The sequence below is a fragment of the Anaerocolumna chitinilytica genome (genome assembly GCF_014218355.1).
Lineage (GTDB): Bacteria > Bacillota > Clostridia > Lachnospirales > Lachnospiraceae > Anaerocolumna > Anaerocolumna chitinilytica.
This window is the reverse complement of sequence record NZ_AP023368.1, coordinates 126,913-142,957: the sequence shown is the minus strand read 5'-3', so window position 1 is coordinate 142,957 and position 16,045 is coordinate 126,913. Positions and strand designations below refer to the sequence as shown.

At 39.4% G+C, this 16,045-nt stretch carries 13 protein-coding genes; 2 read left to right on the top strand and 11 right to left on the bottom strand.

Translation table 11 applies throughout. The annotated features are described in order from the left end of the window. Window positions 1-21 precede the first annotated feature (21 nt). The 9 genes from bsdcttw_RS00635 to bsdcttw_RS00595 form a co-directional block, all read right to left on the bottom strand. Window positions 22-246: a hypothetical protein gene (locus bsdcttw_RS00635; RefSeq protein WP_185257536.1), complete on the bottom strand. Its 225-nt coding sequence runs from the start codon at window positions 244-246 to the stop codon at window positions 22-24. Window positions 247-550: 304 nt separating this feature from the next. Continuing rightward, window positions 551-1,750: a sialidase family protein gene (locus bsdcttw_RS00630; protein WP_225903754.1), complete on the bottom strand. Its 1,200-nt coding sequence runs from the start codon at window positions 1,748-1,750 to the stop codon at window positions 551-553. A gap of 53 nt (window positions 1,751-1,803) precedes the next feature. Beyond that, window positions 1,804-2,679, bottom strand: a complete 876-nt coding sequence (locus bsdcttw_RS00625; protein ID WP_185257534.1) for a carbohydrate ABC transporter permease — start codon at window positions 2,677-2,679, stop codon at window positions 1,804-1,806. A gap of 21 nt (window positions 2,680-2,700) precedes the next feature. Then, window positions 2,701-3,666, bottom strand: coding sequence for an ABC transporter permease (locus bsdcttw_RS00620; RefSeq protein WP_185257533.1), 966 nt, complete (start codon window positions 3,664-3,666; stop codon window positions 2,701-2,703). Window positions 3,667-3,760: 94 nt separating this feature from the next. Next, complete coding sequence (locus tag bsdcttw_RS00615) at window positions 3,761-5,401, bottom strand: type 2 periplasmic-binding domain-containing protein (RefSeq protein ID WP_185257532.1); 1,641 nt, start codon at window positions 5,399-5,401, stop codon at window positions 3,761-3,763. 58 nt (window positions 5,402-5,459) lie between these two features. Then, window positions 5,460-6,461 (bottom strand): 4-hydroxythreonine-4-phosphate dehydrogenase PdxA, encoded by a 1,002-nt coding sequence (gene pdxA, locus bsdcttw_RS00610; RefSeq protein ID WP_185259639.1) that lies wholly within the window; start codon window positions 6,459-6,461, stop codon window positions 5,460-5,462. A 49-nt stretch (window positions 6,462-6,510) separates the two neighbouring features. Further along, window positions 6,511-7,404: a 4-hydroxy-tetrahydrodipicolinate synthase gene (gene dapA, locus bsdcttw_RS00605; RefSeq protein ID WP_185257531.1), complete on the bottom strand. Its 894-nt coding sequence runs from the start codon at window positions 7,402-7,404 to the stop codon at window positions 6,511-6,513. Between the two features lie 42 nt (window positions 7,405-7,446). Then, entirely contained in the window at window positions 7,447-8,613 is a 1,167-nt protein-coding gene (locus bsdcttw_RS00600) for an iron-containing alcohol dehydrogenase (protein ID WP_185257530.1), read from the bottom strand. Next, complete coding sequence (locus tag bsdcttw_RS00595; protein ID WP_185257529.1) at window positions 8,607-9,875, bottom strand: four-carbon acid sugar kinase family protein; 1,269 nt, start codon at window positions 9,873-9,875, stop codon at window positions 8,607-8,609. The genes bsdcttw_RS00600 and bsdcttw_RS00595 overlap by 7 nt, the downstream gene beginning before the upstream one ends. A 520-nt stretch (window positions 9,876-10,395) precedes the next feature. Between bsdcttw_RS00595 and bsdcttw_RS00590 the strand changes: the two genes are divergently transcribed. Next, the gene (locus bsdcttw_RS00590) at window positions 10,396-12,192 is read left to right on the top strand and encodes a sigma-54-dependent Fis family transcriptional regulator (RefSeq protein ID WP_185257528.1); all 1,797 of its coding nucleotides are present in this window, start codon (window positions 10,396-10,398) and stop codon (window positions 12,190-12,192) included. Between the two features lie 129 nt (window positions 12,193-12,321). Here the strand turns inward: bsdcttw_RS00590 and bsdcttw_RS00585 are convergent, their stop codons facing one another. Then, the gene (locus tag bsdcttw_RS00585; protein WP_185257527.1) at window positions 12,322-14,034 is read right to left on the bottom strand and encodes an alpha-amylase family protein; all 1,713 of its coding nucleotides are present in this window, start codon (window positions 14,032-14,034) and stop codon (window positions 12,322-12,324) included. 28 nt (window positions 14,035-14,062) lie between these two features. Continuing rightward, window positions 14,063-15,049, bottom strand: coding sequence for an adenylylsulfate kinase (locus bsdcttw_RS00580; RefSeq protein ID WP_225903753.1), 987 nt, complete (start codon window positions 15,047-15,049; stop codon window positions 14,063-14,065). A gap of 147 nt (window positions 15,050-15,196) precedes the next feature. On the opposite strand from bsdcttw_RS00580, the gene bsdcttw_RS00575 reads away from it, so the two are divergent. Next, window positions 15,197-16,015, top strand: a complete 819-nt coding sequence (locus bsdcttw_RS00575; RefSeq protein ID WP_185257526.1) for a helix-turn-helix domain-containing protein — start codon at window positions 15,197-15,199, stop codon at window positions 16,013-16,015. The last annotated feature ends 30 nt before the right edge of the window (window positions 16,016-16,045 follow it).

Genomic DNA, 16,045 nt, shown 5'->3' with positions numbered 1-16,045 from the left:
CTTTGCAGTAGATTTCTCTGTTTATAGCTCCTTATTTTTATGGATTCTCATTTTATATATTCTGGATGCCCCTTTTCTTAGCAATTCCGGTATAAATAAAATAACCAAAAAACTGCAGGCAATCCCTGCAATCGTCCACCCGAAGGCTTTCATCGCTGACACCCTCTGTTTTCTATCACTTTGCAATTCGTTCTCAACTATACTTTTTATTGTTCCAATTTGATTTTCTGAAAATGTTTTCTTCATATTAACCTCCATGTGATGGGCTTTCGCCCATGCTCAAATCAAAAGAGAAAATTGTGAAAAGCCTGTTTATCCTTTTATACTGTTCCATATGGCAGACAAGCTTATGCAAAAAGCCTCAAGCCTCTGTAACCAGAAAACTTGAAGCTTTGCTTTTTGTTATTTTCCCATATAATACTTTCAATGTCAACGTGTCAAAGATAAAAAAGAAGTATAAAGCCCCTGTTGTTTCTTAATAGTAAGCATTTATACTTCTTGTAATTTTATTAGGATGTCTTAAAACTATATTATCCTTATTAATTTCTTTCTACCTTCTGCAAGGCATGGAAGGATTATTTTCAGCACCATAGCACACCTTACTCCCACGGATCCAGGCTTCCTCCACACAGAGATACTTTATACATTTTCTTTTACCGAACTTCATGTTACCCCAGCTGTATGCCACATGTATATTGCCATCACTTCCCTGCATCATAACCGGGTACTCATATCTGCCGTTATTAATATCGTTCCATATACCGGTAAACCCTTCTCCCAGTTCAATGATTCTCTGGTAAGGCCAGGTAACTCCTCCATCCTCCGATATAGCAAGGGTGACCGGACATCTCTGGTCAGGCCAGACAGTCTTTTTTGTATCCGCATTAAACGCTACCGGATTATAGATAAGGCCGATTGCTCCGCTTTGAAGCTTGATTGCGGAGATACTGGAGTTATTATTAAGAAGCTCTGTCGCTGTGGGGACACTCCAGCTATCTCCGTTATCTTTTGAGAAGGAAACATAGATGTGGTCCGCAAAGCGGCTTCGAAAGATTGCTGTCAACATACCGGGCTCTGTCTCTACGATATTGGCATGTACTCTTCCCTGGCTCTCGGGTACTGGAACCTCTCTCCAGCTTGAACCCTTGTCATCTGATATCTGCATTACTGTAATATCACTCCCGTTTCGGGAGTCATCGCTAAAGCATATCCAGTTACCAAATATAAAACGACCGTTTGATAGCACCTGGATCTTCTGCCTGCAAAAGGAACCCGGACGCTCAAACATTACTTCTGTCTTACCCCAGGTATAACCACCATCTTTTGAAACTTTTCTTCTAATCTCAGCCGTATACTGAAGATTGAATCCTTCCTCTATCTCCGGGGTCCTTGCAACCTGGGCGGTATACATAAGCCAGATCTCGCCCGCCGGTGTCAGAAAAAGGGATGGGTTCTGTTCAGAACGGGTAGAATCATCGGATACCTTTACCGGTTCTGTCCAGGCACTGGAATCTGCATTTAATCTTGATAATACAATACTTACATCTGCATTTCCCTCATCGGAACCCGCGAACCAGCAGCACAGAAGATCTCCGCCTGGAAGCTCCAGAAGGTCTGCCGCATGACAGCTCTTATATGGCGTATTCGGAATACGGGCTTCGATGGTGTCCATCAATTTATTTCTGTATAGTTTACCATTCTCTTCTATTATCTCGATATCAATATAATTTCTTTCCATTTCAATTACCATACCTTTCCACGAATTTTAACATCACCACCAAAAACTTCATTACAGTCCTGCAATCAGCCTTTCACCGAACCGATTAAAATTCCCTTTTTAAAATATTTCTGTACAAAAGGATAGAGAGAAACAATAGGCAGCATGGCAATAAAAATAGCTGCAGCCTTCATATTATACTGGTTTAGTGTATAACCATTCTTAACGACATTGGTAAACACTGTTCCGGAATTACTGGAAGTAATTACGACGCTCTTTAATATCTGCTGGATGGTTTTTAAATTATTGGATTTTAAAAACATTTGGGGAATAAGATATTGATTCCATAAACTTACAGCATTGAATAATGCAATCGTTGCTACGATTGGTTTGGAAACAGGAAGAAATATTCTGGACAGGGCCTGAATATCAGATGCACCGTCTATAAAGGCAGCTTCCTCCAATTCCGTGGGCAGCCCGTCCAAAAAAGCCTTGGTTATCAGAAGGAACTGCGTATTGATGGCACCTGGTACTATCATAACCCAGATGTTATCAATAAAGCCCAACTTGCTGTACACAATATACTGAGGAATAATACCGGCTTCAAATACCCAAGTCACGATAAACAGGGACATAATAACGTAACGCTGCCTTAAACGGGGTCTGGAAAGGGCATAGGCCGTTATAAAGGTAAATATTACAGCAATAAAGGTTCCGGCTATGGTATATATAAAGGAATTCCTCATACCTGTAAAGATATCGAATTTCGGATTAGTCAATACATAAGAAAATGCTTCCAGATTAAAGCCTTTTGGGAAAAAGCTTACCTGTCCTTTTGTCAGATATGTTCCATCACTTAGTGCTATGAACAAAATATACAGGAAAGGATAGATACAGAATAAGGCAATCAACAATAATACCAGACTGTTCACTATCTCAAATACGGATATTTTCTTCTTCATTTACTGTACACATCCTTTCCGTTAAAATAATCTGGTCTCAGCATATTTATTTGCCGCTTTGTTTGTTAACATTACCAGAATAAAGGCCAAAATAGATTTCAGCAGATTCACCGCAGTTCCATAACTGTAATTGGGAAAACCCGAACTTTCAAAGGCTATACGGTATACATATGTCTGAATGACATCCGCTGTTGAGAATACGCTGGAATTATACATAAGCAGTATTCTGTCAAGGTCTACTGTAAAGATATTTCCTACACTAATAATAAACATGGTAATTACTGATACGGAGATGGAGGGCAGAGTAATACGGAACATTTTGACCCAACGGCCTGCACCGTCCACTTCAGCCGCCTCATACAGTGCCGGATCAATCGAAGTAATAGCCGCGATGTATATAATTGCGGAATATCCAAAGGTTTGCCATACTTGCAAGAATACATACATAGGCCGAAACCATGCCGGACTGGCCTGAAAATGAATTGCTTCTCCACCGAATGCAACTATGATATTATTAATAACACCACTGGTAGGGGAGAGCATTGCAAATAGAATACTGACCATAACCGCTGCTGAAATAAAATAGGGGAGAAAACTTAAAGATTGAATAAATCCTCTGATTTTATTCCTCTTAACCTCATTTAGAAACAGTGCAAATATAATTGGTATAGGAAATACCACTACTAAGGAAAGCAACGCCAGAATGAGTGTATTTTTTAGTAACTTAAGCATATATGGGTCATGGAAAACTTTTAAGAACCATTTTAGTCCGACCCAATCGCTCCCGGTAATTCCTTTAAAGGCACTGAAATTCTCAAAAGCAATTGCCATACCGAATAACGGGCCGAATTTAAATAAGACCAAGCTTATTATACCCGGCACTAACAGCAGGTATAATTGCTTGTTCCTACTTAAGTCTTTTATTATGCGTCGTTTCAGTGGTTTTTTTGCTAAAGGAATTACTGCTGATTTTTTTCTTTTATCCAACGTTTTATTCCTTCCTTTCTATCTCTGACAGGAGAAGCGGAAACGCTTAAGCGTTTCCACATCCCTTGATACTGCCGGCTGTCAGAATGTTTAATTATTTACTAAAGGTGTTCGTGTAAGCTTCTGCCTGAATTTTTTCTATCTGGGATAATCCCATGTTATCCATTTCTTTAATAAAAGCATTCCAATTATCTTTGTTTAATTCTTTGCTGCCGGTGATAAATGCTGTCAAACCTGCAGATTCTCCTTCAAATACGGAAGCTACCAGATTAGTGAGTTCTTCTTCCTGACTTGTTGAGTAGATCAAAGTAGGTCTGTCCAGGAAATTTTCAGTCTTAAAATTACTGTTAGCCGCATCTGCAATAAGCTTGGTATTCCAGCTGTAGAAAGCAGTCTGATCAACCGGCTTGCATACGGTAAATCTGTCGCTTAAGAAAGACCATCTCTTTTCTCCGGCGGCTTTGGATTCTTCCGTTGTATAGTCCGCAATAAACATCTTTGTGCTGTCATTGGTTGTAAAACTTTCTCCTTCTACTCCCCAGTTTGCCAGAGTAATACCTTCTTCACTGTAGAAGTAGTCGATAAACTTCAGGATTGCTGCTATAGTGCTTTCATTGCGGGCACTGTTAACAGCTGTTACACATCCGTTCTGATAAAGTATTGAAGAGGTAACCGGTATGGTTTTTCCACTTGCATCCTGTAAGAAATTCAAGACCTGCATATCATAATTCTTGTTGCCGTCTGCACCTACATTTTGCATAAACCATTCTGCACGATTATAATAATCATAGAAAATACTTGCCTGTCCCTCTAAAGTTTGGGACTCCCAATCACCTTCACTGTTGGTTCCTGCTACCCAAAGAGGATTGATAAGGCCTTCGTCATACCACTTTTTCATTGTTTCAATCCATGTATAAGCCCCATCTGCCTTAATATTAAAAGAGCCGTCTTTTTCATGGTTGTAGTATACACCACCGGAACCATTTGCATCAGCATAGCTTGCTGCCCCGAACCAGGCTGCGAAGCGAAGAGCACTGTCACGGCCTGATAAAGGATAATAGTTCTTGTCTTTCGCACCATAGAATTTCTTTAATGTTTCCATCGCTGCGGTGAAGTCATCAACCGTCTTAACGCTTGCTGGATCAATACCGGCTTCTTTGAACTGGTCTGCACGGTAACCAATTAAATCTGCAAAGATGGGTGATTCTTTCACTAAACCATAAATTGCACCATTATCACTGGATACATAAGACTTATAGTCAGGATTTTTGTCTATGTAAGCCTGCAAATTAGGAGCATACTTTTTGATGTAAGGTGCTAAGTCCACGAAAGCGCCCTGCTCACCATATACCTTAGCCTGAGCCAGATTGACCATAGCCGCATCGGGAAGAGTTCCGCTGGCAATTCTCTCATCTACTTCTGTATAGGTATCGGCAATTTCTTCAGGACCTTCCACATATTCAACATGAATTCCTGTTTTCTCTTCTGCTACATCATACCATTTCAGTTCTTTAATCCAGTCCGCATACTGGGAACGCATAAACATCTTATAAGATGTTGCCGGTGTAACCCCGTCAGAATTTCCGCTGTTATCTGCTGCCTGAGTTGCCTGTGCATCGTTACCGGTGTTGTTATTTGTTTTATTTGTTGATTTGGATGAACCGCAGCCGGATAGTGCCGCAGCCATCATGACAAGTATCAAAGATACCGCCGTCAGTTTTTTCAAATTCCTCATAAAAAATACCTCCCTTAAGCTTTCACTTCTTCTATTATGATCAGTTACCGGACACAGATTATTTTTTTCCGGCAAACCTGATTGCATAATCAATTGCATTAATAAGACTTACTTCACTTGCTGTTCCTGTTCCTGCCTGGTCAAAGGCAGTTCCGTGGTCAACAGATGTCCTAATGATCGGTAAACCCAGTGTTATATTGACGCCTTCCACCGCATCCCATTTATTAAGCTTCCGGTTAAATACAAATCCTGTTACCTTTAGAGGGATATGCCCCTGGTCGTGATACATTGCAACTACCATGTCATACCAGCCTCCTATTGCTTTTGAAAAGATGGTATCCGGAGGCACCGGTCCTTCGGTCTGGATGCCTTTTAGCTTGGCAGCTTCTATAGCCGGAATTATCTCATCTATTTCTTCTCTTCCAAACAACCCGTTTTCTCCGCTGTGAGGATTCAAACCTGCAACCCCAATAACAGGTTTTTCAATTCCCATTGCAAGACAAGCTTTATTGGCAATTTCTATTACCTCCAGAACCCTTTCCTTCCTGACTTTGTCACAAGCCTCTCTTAGCGATACATGGGTGGAAACATGTACAACTCTGAAGTCCTTATGGGCAAGCATCATCGTATATTTAGGTGTATCTGTAAGTTTAGCATAGATTTCAGTATGTCCTGCATAATGATGCCCTGCCAGATTTATAGCTTCCTTATTTAACGGATTGGTAACGGTAGCATCTACCTTACCTTCCATTGCCAGTTCAATGACCTTCTTCACATACTGAAAAGCTGCTTCTCCAGCCATTTTAGATACCTGACCAATAGCAAGCTTCTCACTGTCTGCCAATCCCATGTCAAGTACATCAATCAGTCCAGGCTGAAACACAGCCTCTTTTACATTTGCAATCGGGTGAAGCTGCAGATCAGTAAGCCCTGTATATATAAGTGCTTTTTTTAGAACAGAGAGATCTCCTATTACCACAGGTGCACACCGTTCGTATAAATCCTGTTTACTTAATGCCTTCACCGTGATTTCTGGTCCGATACCGGCAGGATCCCCCATAGTGATTGCAATAATCGGTCTTTTCATTTTAACCTCCATGCTTTTAGCTTTATCTGATACCTAGTACCTTGTTATCCTCCAGCACTTTTTTAATTGCTGTTATCCCTGTATCCGGCAGCTTATGAAAAGGTCTTCTGCAGCTGCCTACCGGGTAACCCAACAGAGCAACGGCAGTCTTCACTATGGTATTAGGGTTTCCATGAACAAAGCACTCTCTGAAGCTGTTTATATTACTCTGGTATTTCTTTGCCGCCTCAAGGTCTCCGTTGATATAGCTTTCATAGATATTTACCATATTTTCAGGAAATACATTTGCACACCCTGAGATAGCACCGGCTCCGCCTGCCAGCAATGTCCATAATATAAGTGCATCATTTCCGCTATAAACAGAAAAATCCATGTTTTTTGTTTTATCGATATATTGAAGCATATTATTAAAATTTCCGCTGCTGTCTTTAATTCCAATGATGTTTTCAATTTTTGCAAGCCTTGCTACAGTATCCGGCTGAAGGACATTTCCTGTCCGTTCCGGTATGTTATACAATATGATAGGGAGCTTTACCTCTCCGGCTACAGCCAGAAAATGCTCATACAATTCTTCCTGTGAAGCCTTTGCAAATGACGGAGTGATGACTGATAATACATCTGCGCCTTGTTCTTCTGCTCTCTTTGATAGCCTTATGGTTTCTTTTGTACTGATACAGCCTGTCCCTGCATAGACAGTTACCCTGCCTTTGACTTCATCTAATACGGCAGACAGCACCTGTTCCTTTTCTTCATATGAGAGAATATATCCTTCTCCGTTAGTTCCCGTTGTAAAAATTCCATGAATTCCCGCATCTATAAGCCGGTTAACCTGATTCCTTAATTCTGCTTCATTTATGCTTTCATCTTCCTTCATGGGAGTGATAATCGGTGCAATAATGCCTTTTAAAAATTTCATTTTAAACCTCCATGCATTACACAAGTTTGCTTGCGATCTACCCTAACCTTCTGCCTCCATTGCTTCCAGATAAAGCATTCTTGCCGCTTCCTCTGTGACTGTCCTTTTATTGTTGACCAGAAGACGCTTTACCTCCAGCCCGTCGTGCACCAACGCTTCCAGATCACTCTTTGATACTCCGTAAGCTTTTAAGGACAACGGTACTTCCAGTCTTTTGATTATTGTATCAATTTCAATTAATAGTAAGTCAGCTTTTTCTTCCTGACTAAGACCTTGTTCCTTCTTTATGACTTCATCATATATTTCTGAAAATTCCTTTAAGCAGGCTTCTTTATTATACTTAAGCACTGGCAGAAGCATCATTGCATTGGAAACCCCATGGGGGATATGGTATCTTCCTCCCAGAGGATAGGATAAGGCATGAACCGCAGTGGTTCCGGAAGCAGTTATCGCTACTCCTGCATAAAATGCTGCTAACAGCATATTATTCTTTTCTTCCACCGCATCCTGCCTTTCGCAGGCAGGTATAATGTTATTAAAGATCAGCTTCAGGGCTTCCATGGCAAACATATTGCTAAAAGGATTTGCCTTATTGGAGGTATAGCATTCAATGCCGTGAGCCAATGCATCAATTCCTGTTGAAGCAGCTATCTTCTTTGGCAATCCAATTAACGCTCTGCCGTCTAATATCACCGCATCCGCAATCATCGCTGGGTTTACAATGCCAATCTTAAGGTTCTTCTCCGGTACCGTAACGATACTGTTGGGGGTTGCCTCTGAGCCGGTTCCGGCAGTAGTAGGAATCAAAATTGCTGGCACCTGTTTGACTCCTCTAAGAGGATCCTCCAGCAGTTCTTTTACGCCATATTCTCCTGAGCTTGCTATAGACGCCAGTTTGGCAACATCCATGACACTTCCGCCACCGATCGCAATAATACAGTCGGCACTCTCCTCCTTAAAAGCATCCACTGTCTTTTGCGCCTCCATCCAGGTGGGTTCCGAGGGGAGCTCATCAAATACTACAATAGGAATTTTGCATTCCTCTAATATATCAAAGAGGGTATCCACTATTCCCGAACCTCTGATACCTCTGTCTGTAAATACTGCGACCTTTTTATACTTATCCATTACAAGTAATTTCAGTTTCTCTAATGAATTGTTACCGCTGTAAATCTTCTCCGGCATCATCAATGAATATTCATTTAGCATATGGCACCTCCTGCTATATGTAATTTCTCTGCAAGCTGATATATAACATCTTCTTTCCCAAATCCGCCGGATTTGGAGATTATCCAGACTATGTTATCTTTATAATTAATATGTGATAGTACCGACCCAGCTTCCAGTTCATACTCGGGGTATATTTCATTACATCCTATCTGGTTGAAAAAACCCAACAGCGTATCGCCTCCTATCACCATGAGAGCATGTCTGTAGTTATTATCAAGAAGTTTTTTAACAATCTCTCCTAATGCCAAGGATATTCTTTCTCTTGCTTCATGAAGAGACATACCATACTCTTGCATATAAGTATTAACAAATTCAGACTCCGGCACCCCTGTGTCTAGCATCACCACAGAGTTCTGAGAAAAAAGCTCTTCCAGCTCCTTCAGCCAAAGTCTTCCCTCTTTGGAATCAAGATAACCTTTCTCTAACTGCTGTCTTGGTGAAAGAATAATCCGCTTGAATCCTTTTTCCTCTCCATATTCAATCTGAGCTTTTGAAATCGGATTAATACTGCCGCATACTACCAAAAGAGATTGATTAAGCTCCGGCATACGAAGGTTTTGTTTCTGAAAATCCATGAATTCCGGAAGGGCTGATGCAAATCCGGCACAACCGGCCATAATTCTAAGCTGTTTTTTTTCATACAAGTCTTTTGTAATTTCAAGTATATCCTCATCTGTCTGTGCATCGTAAATACCGATAACCGGTAACTCAAAGCTTGTATGATATTCAGAACTTTTTTTGAATAACTCAATTCTTATGTTTCTTCTGTCAAAAAGTTCTTGAACCTCAGAGGATATTACCGGTTCAAATGGATCTTTGCCGAAAACACTCTCTCTGATAGGCTGCCCGTCTATATAGTGATATCCGCCTATGGTAATTCTGTTCATCTGTGGGTAGGCCGGTACAAAAGGAAGAAATAATTCTTCACTGGCATCCAGCAAAGCCTTTAATTCACTTCCGATATTTCCTCGAAGTCCGGAATCGGTCTTCTTATAAATATGGGGTATTCCTGCTGCAATTGCACTTTTAACTAACTTAAATACCTTTTGGTATGCCTGTTCTCCGGTAAGATGTCTTGTCTGAGCATCGATTACAAGTACCTCCACTTCATCTTTTACAAACAGGTAATTTTCCGCTTCGGCAGTTGTTATTATTTTTGTTTTTGCCCCATATTGCACGAATTGAATTCCCGTATCCAAAGCCCCGGTGAAATCATCTGAAATCAATAACAGCTTTACCATTCTTCTTTGCTCCTGACTGTTTCATTTTAAATCACATAATAGCTCTTTTTATAAATATTATGTACTTGCTTTATCTTTATCAAGTTTGTATGTTAATTTTAACAGAGGTATTCGACATAATCAAGTATATTTCATGCATTTTTTCTTGACTTATAGTACTATTTTGAAACATTTAATTTTAAATTGATTTATATGTTTCGATATGGTACTATAATATTAGTTAAAAGTACTCTTTTAAAAATCACTTTTATTCCTATGAGGACATCGGCAACCACAGGTTCTCGATATCGCGTCAAGAGAAGGACAGAAGAATTAATTATATATGAAAAGAAGTATAGTTTGATATTCACGAAAGGAGTTAGGTTGAAAACAAAAGATGTTTTTTCAACTATGGATAAGGAATATCAAATCAAAGATTTGATATTCACGAAAGGAGTTAGGTTGAAAAACATAAAGATCTTTTTCAACTACGGATAAGGAATATCAAATCAAAGATTTGATATTCACGAAAGGAGTTAATATGCAAAAAGTGAAAATCCTTGGAATTGCCCCATATGATGGTATAAAATCTTTAATGCTCCAAATTGCGGAGAAAAGGAATGATGTTGAGCTCACAGCTTTTACCGGAAATCTGGATGACGGTCTGGCAATTGCAGCTAAGTACGAAAATAGCGGGTATGATGTTATTATCTCAAGAGGAGGTACTGCAGACCTTATTAGAGAGCACTGTAAGATACCGGTTATTGATATCACTCTCAGTATCTATGATATCTTCCGTTCCATTAAGTTAGCTGAGAACTCCACCAACAAATACGTGATTATTGGCTTTCCGGCCATCACAAAGAATGCGCATTTTATCTGTGATATTCTGCATTACAATATAAAAATCTGCACAATTCATAACGAAACTGAAGCTTCCAATGCATTAAAAGGCCTACGGGAAGAAGGTTATGATATGGTTCTCTGTGACATGATTACAAGTTCACTGGCACAAAAATACGGCATGAATTCCATATTAATAACATCCGGTTCAGAAAGCATTGAAGCTGCTTTTGATCTTTCCATACAAATGTCCGTATCCATAAATAAAATCAGAAATGATGTTACTTTCTTTCAAATGATACTAGAAAACCACCCCCATCCTTACCTGGTGTTTAATGATAATCTGCAGCAGATTTATTATTCCGGCTTCTCCTCGGAACCTCAGCCGGTCATGGACGAAATACGAAAGCATCTTCCCCTTGTTAAAAGTGAAGGTTATCAGAAATCATACTTTGAACATGGAGGACTCCTTTATGTTCTAATAGGAAAAGAACATACTGAAAACGGTCAATCCTATATTATATACTATATCAATCAGCGTAAGCTCCCCTTAGCTCTGACTAAAAACGGTATCTACCATATCAGTAAGGAAGATGCTTACGATAAATTCTTCAATAGCTTTTACGGTATTACTCATTCCACCCAAAATGACTTCATGAGTATTGAGCAATATGCAGAAAGTGATTACCCTGTAATGATTCTAGGAGAGCATGGCACCGGCAAGGAGCAGCTGGCTAGACTTCTATATGCAAATAGCAAATACCAGAATAACCCTATGATAATAATAGACTGTGCCAGACTCGGCACTAGAGGCTGGGAGTTTATTACCGGGGATAATAACTCTCCCTTAAGCGATACCAAAACAACAATTTATATCAAGAATATAAATAGTCTGTCAAACGACCGCTTCATGGAGCTGCTAAGCATCATAAAAGACTTGAATGTTCACCGTAAGAACCGTATTCTATTTACCAACACACTGGATAAGGATGTTTCTCTTCATTACAGTGAAAAGATTATTAACACACTTTCCTGCCTTACCCTGACTATCCCTCCTTTAAGAGAGCACAAGGATGATATCCCCAATCTGGCAAGCCTGTATATCAGTGTACTTAATATGCGTTTTGCCAAAGAAATTGTTGGCTTTGAGCCTGCTGCTTTGAAGCTGATGCAAGATTATAACTGGCCGTTTAACTTTGATCAGTTTAAACGAATTCTTAGCCAGCTGGTTAATGCCACTACTACTTCTTATATATCCGCAGATATGGTATCCGCCATACTGGGCAAAGAATTATCTGATACGATTCAGATGGATAATGGTAAAATATATGTGAATCTCAATCAAACATTAGAAGAAATAAATCTTGAGATTATAAAGATTCTGCTCAATCAGGAAAGCAATAATCAAAGTAAGGTCGCTAAAATCCTTGGTATCGGCAGATCAACCCTATGGAGGATGATGCAAAAGATGGACATGGTTAAGACCGAGGAATAGTTATCAAGGGAACTACATTCATAAACCCCAATAAATAAAACCATGCATAGGAAGGAGTTTTCTACCGTCTAATTGAGAGAGAGAAAACACTCCATTTTATGCATGGTTAGTCTCTTTAAAATAATATACTTATATAACTATCTGTTCATAAACCTTAATACCCTGATTGTTAATTCCATTAATAGCATAGCCTACTGTTTCTAGATTCGCCTGCAATGTTGCAGTATATCCGTCCTTTTCCCAGCTAATCTGCAATTCATTCTCCTTATTTTCTATTGTCAGCTTCGATTCAAAGGAAAAAGCCGGGAAGTCTGAGCGAAATCGCAGCATGGAAAGCTGTTTTTTAACTACCGCTTTTCCTAACTGTTCTTCTATCTGTTCTTTTGTCAGGTTCGTTCTGTTAATTTCTTTATGTCCGCCTTCACCTGCTCTTTTTACCGCCTCCAAATCATTCTTTCCCGTAAATAAATCCAGATACCATACCTGAGGTTTTCCTGGCATGAATAACTGTATCGCTCTGGCAAGCAGCATTTTATTATCGTCTTCATCAAGTGCACTGTAATAGGTTGCATTCACCTGGTAATAGACATTCTTCTGCCCGTGAAGATTCTTAACATAGCCTCCTCTTGCTACCACCGTATCAATCAACTTCTGAATACGCTCGTCAGGAATCATACCCTTTAGATCCAACAACGGAATACCGTCGTGACATCCAAGCATATTAACTACCCTGATTTTCTTATCATAAAGCTCCCTGGCCCAATCTCTTAATACATCACCGCAGCCACACTCCAGGGCATCGATAATCAATCCCGGCAGAAAGAAATCATAGGTCATATAACCTTTCTCTGCAATAAGTTCGTATATTTTCTCTTCATAACCGGCATGAATTTCCGGAAGCAGCGTCAGATTGTACTTATCAGCCAAAACCTGCACTTTGGAAAGAAGTTCCCAGGTTCCCGGGTTGTTTAAGAAATTCTTTTCACCAGGCTCCTTGGGAGCATAGGCGAATGCATCCAGTCTGACTATTCTGGCTCCGTACTCTGATAATTTTTTCAATGTGTTATCATAAAATTCCCAAACCAAAGGTGACTTAATATTAAGATCCATTTGCCCAAGATATTTTATCTCAGATTCCAGATGTTCTACAATATCCATTTTGTATTTCTCGTATCTGCCAACTTCAAGTTCTGAGGGCTTCTTACCCTCCTCCAAAGATGAGTTTATTTCTTCAGCAAGCTTTGCGGCCGAGGCATATTGGACTTTTCCTATTTTCATAATATCTTGAGCATCCAGTTCGGGATAACGAACACTCTGATAAAAAGTATTCCAATAAGGAATCTTTTGTCCATCCGGCATGTGCACCATAAGAATAGGCAGCCCTGGTTTTCGAAAAAACATATTTTTAATAAATTTATCCTCCGGTTGTATATAACCTTCCTCTGTCATATGTCCATAACCTTCCCAAAACCGGTTCCAATTGATAAAGAAATCTATGTATTCTGAACGCTCTCCTTTCTTTAATATATCTTGAAATTGTTCCGATAGCACAGAGGCATGGTTAAGTATAAAGTCCAGTTTTAAATCAATATTAAGTGACTTTAGATCCCTTAGATTTTCTCTCGTCGCAAGTAATTCATTGAGGTTATAGTCAATGACAGAAAAACCTCTATCCAGGTCCGTATTATATATACTTGGCAGAACATAGAAGGAAGAAAATACACCACTTAGCTCATCCTTTTGCAAAAAATCCACAATATCACCTAAGGTACCACCCATACTGTCAGGATAGGCATTAAGCATTACACCGTTGTTTAAAACATCTGTTGATCTATCATTCATTATTCTCCGTCAGCTCCTTTCCATTTACCTATTTATTTGTTTCATCTACCCTTATCTGCTCTTCGGCTGCTCCCATCAAAGCTTGATATGACTTATAATCTATCAACTCTCCCTGTTTTGTCACGATAATTTTTGCTTTACTTGCCTGCTCTCTTAACATATTTTGTTCCAACTCTAATACCTTCATAGTAAACGAACTGTCTGTTTTTCCGTCACGGTTACGTGCCCTGCGATGTGCCAAAGTCTCCTGAGGCGTACTATTTAAGAGTACAGGAATATCTACTCCCTTATAATAATCACTATTACCGTGGGTCCATTCAATAATAAGAATATTTACCTCACTAAAATCAACTTTCTCAAACCACAGCTCTGACTCTTCCCTGCCCATCCGTTTCAACCATATCTCATTCTCACCTTTTTTAAATGCAGATACTATATTAGTCAATGCATCAAAGTTTATCTCATGCGGCGTACCAAGATACCCTTTTAAACCCTTTACCCCACCGGCAAGATAGGAATTAAACCATGGATATCTTATTACATATTTATCATCTGCATCCTCTCCCTTTTTCTGAAGTTCCTGAATAATATGAAATCTTTCTTCCGTGTACACTCCGTCATTAATCATTTCCTGTAATGCACTTTCTCTGAAGATATGCAGTCTTTCAGCATCATTATATACCGGGAACCGCCTCGGATAATTGTCTCCCGATAGTGTATAACTGCCAATACCCATTTTCATAAAATAATAGGAAAGTAAAGATGCAATCTCAGACTTTCCAACTCCTGAACCTCCGCACACCGTGATAACTACGCGGCCTTGCGGGTTTTTTTCCGCCATCTTTGAGAGCTGCTTTAACAATTCCGGAAATATACGATTTGCCTTTTCTATATGGTCCCTGCCTATGCTTATCTTATCTCCCGGCATATCTCCCTGCTTTATCTCCTCCGATATCAACGGTGGCTGCCAATTAATTTCTTTTTCAATTATCTGATAACAATTATTTTCTTTCATCTTACTTACCTCTTTCTTATTTGATTAAATTCCTGAAAAAACTTATTCTGATATAAAACTTCTCTATTTGCCAGGAATTATATTCTATAGCATACTGTTTGTTGCGATGGTATAATAGGTTAAGCAACATTTTTGAGGAGGTGAAGAATGGCTACATTATACGAAGCAATGAATGATAATTTTGACTTATTGCCGGTAAAAATCTATAAACACGATTTAAACGGCAAACATATATGGACGCCTCTCCACTGGCATCGAAGCATTGAGATCTTAGTAACCTTGGAGGGACGGCATTATTTTAATGTAGAAAGCTGTGACTTTCTGTTCACAGAAGATGACTGGCTATTTGTTAACAGCAGCGAGCTCCATTCCTCCCGTTATATCAATATAAACGATCACCTTCGTGGTATCTCCATCATAATCTCCCTCCCCTTTATCGAAACCTGGCTGGGTAAAGGATTATTTTTTTATAACCCTCACAATGCCGAGGTTACTGAACAGGTAAAACAGATTGCATCCTATATCTACGACAGTGATACGTCCTCACCTTATTATGGAATTACATTAATGCAGAAAACCTACGAACTGCTTATGATTATCGGGAACCATTGTATACAAAAAGATAAGGTATATTCCATCCCTCTTTATAAAGAACAGGGAAAAGCCTCCGAGTTTCTGGAGTATATTGAGCAAAACTACAAAGAAGAATTATCATTGAAACAGATCGCTGCCCATTTTAAATACTCTCCAAGTTATTTTTCACGGTTCTTTAAAGAAATTGTTGGGGTTGGTTACAATTCCTACCTTAATTTTGTAAGGGTTAATCATGCCGCTGACCAGCTCCTAAAGACACACAGCACTTTGACCATATGTGCATTGAACAACGGTTTTCCCAATACCAAATCCTTTATTACTTCCTTCAAAAAGCTATATGGATGCACCCCAGGTAAGTTTATAAATTCCTGACTCTATCTACGTAACATAATTATACTCTGC

Excerpts from the sequence above, each read along its gene's own strand:
- bsdcttw_RS00635 (WP_185257536.1), bottom strand. The coding sequence starts at position 246 with ATGAAGAAAACATTTTCAGAAAATCAAATTGGAACAATAAAAAGTATA.
- bsdcttw_RS00630 (WP_225903754.1), bottom strand. The coding sequence starts at position 1,750 with ATGGTAATTGAAATGGAAAGAAATTATATTGATATCGAGATAATAGAA.
- bsdcttw_RS00625 (WP_185257534.1), bottom strand. The coding sequence starts at position 2,679 with ATGAAGAAGAAAATATCCGTATTTGAGATAGTGAACAGTCTGGTATTA.
- bsdcttw_RS00615 (WP_185257532.1), bottom strand. The coding sequence starts at position 5,401 with ATGAGGAATTTGAAAAAACTGACGGCGGTATCTTTGATACTTGTCATG.
- pdxA (WP_185259639.1), bottom strand. The coding sequence starts at position 6,461 with ATGGGGGATCCTGCCGGTATCGGACCAGAAATCACGGTGAAGGCATTA.
- dapA (WP_185257531.1), bottom strand. The coding sequence starts at position 7,404 with ATGAAATTTTTAAAAGGCATTATTGCACCGATTATCACTCCCATGAAG.
- bsdcttw_RS00600 (WP_185257530.1), bottom strand. The coding sequence starts at position 8,613 with ATGCTAAATGAATATTCATTGATGATGCCGGAGAAGATTTACAGCGGT.
- bsdcttw_RS00595 (WP_185257529.1), bottom strand. The coding sequence starts at position 9,875 with ATGGTAAAGCTGTTATTGATTTCAGATGATTTCACCGGGGCTTTGGAT.
- bsdcttw_RS00590 (WP_185257528.1), top strand. The coding sequence starts at position 10,396 with ATGCAAAAAGTGAAAATCCTTGGAATTGCCCCATATGATGGTATAAAA.
- bsdcttw_RS00585 (WP_185257527.1), bottom strand. The coding sequence starts at position 14,034 with ATGAATGATAGATCAACAGATGTTTTAAACAACGGTGTAATGCTTAAT.
- bsdcttw_RS00580 (WP_225903753.1), bottom strand. The coding sequence starts at position 15,049 with ATGAAAGAAAATAATTGTTATCAGATAATTGAAAAAGAAATTAATTGG.
- bsdcttw_RS00575 (WP_185257526.1), top strand. The coding sequence starts at position 15,197 with ATGGCTACATTATACGAAGCAATGAATGATAATTTTGACTTATTGCCG.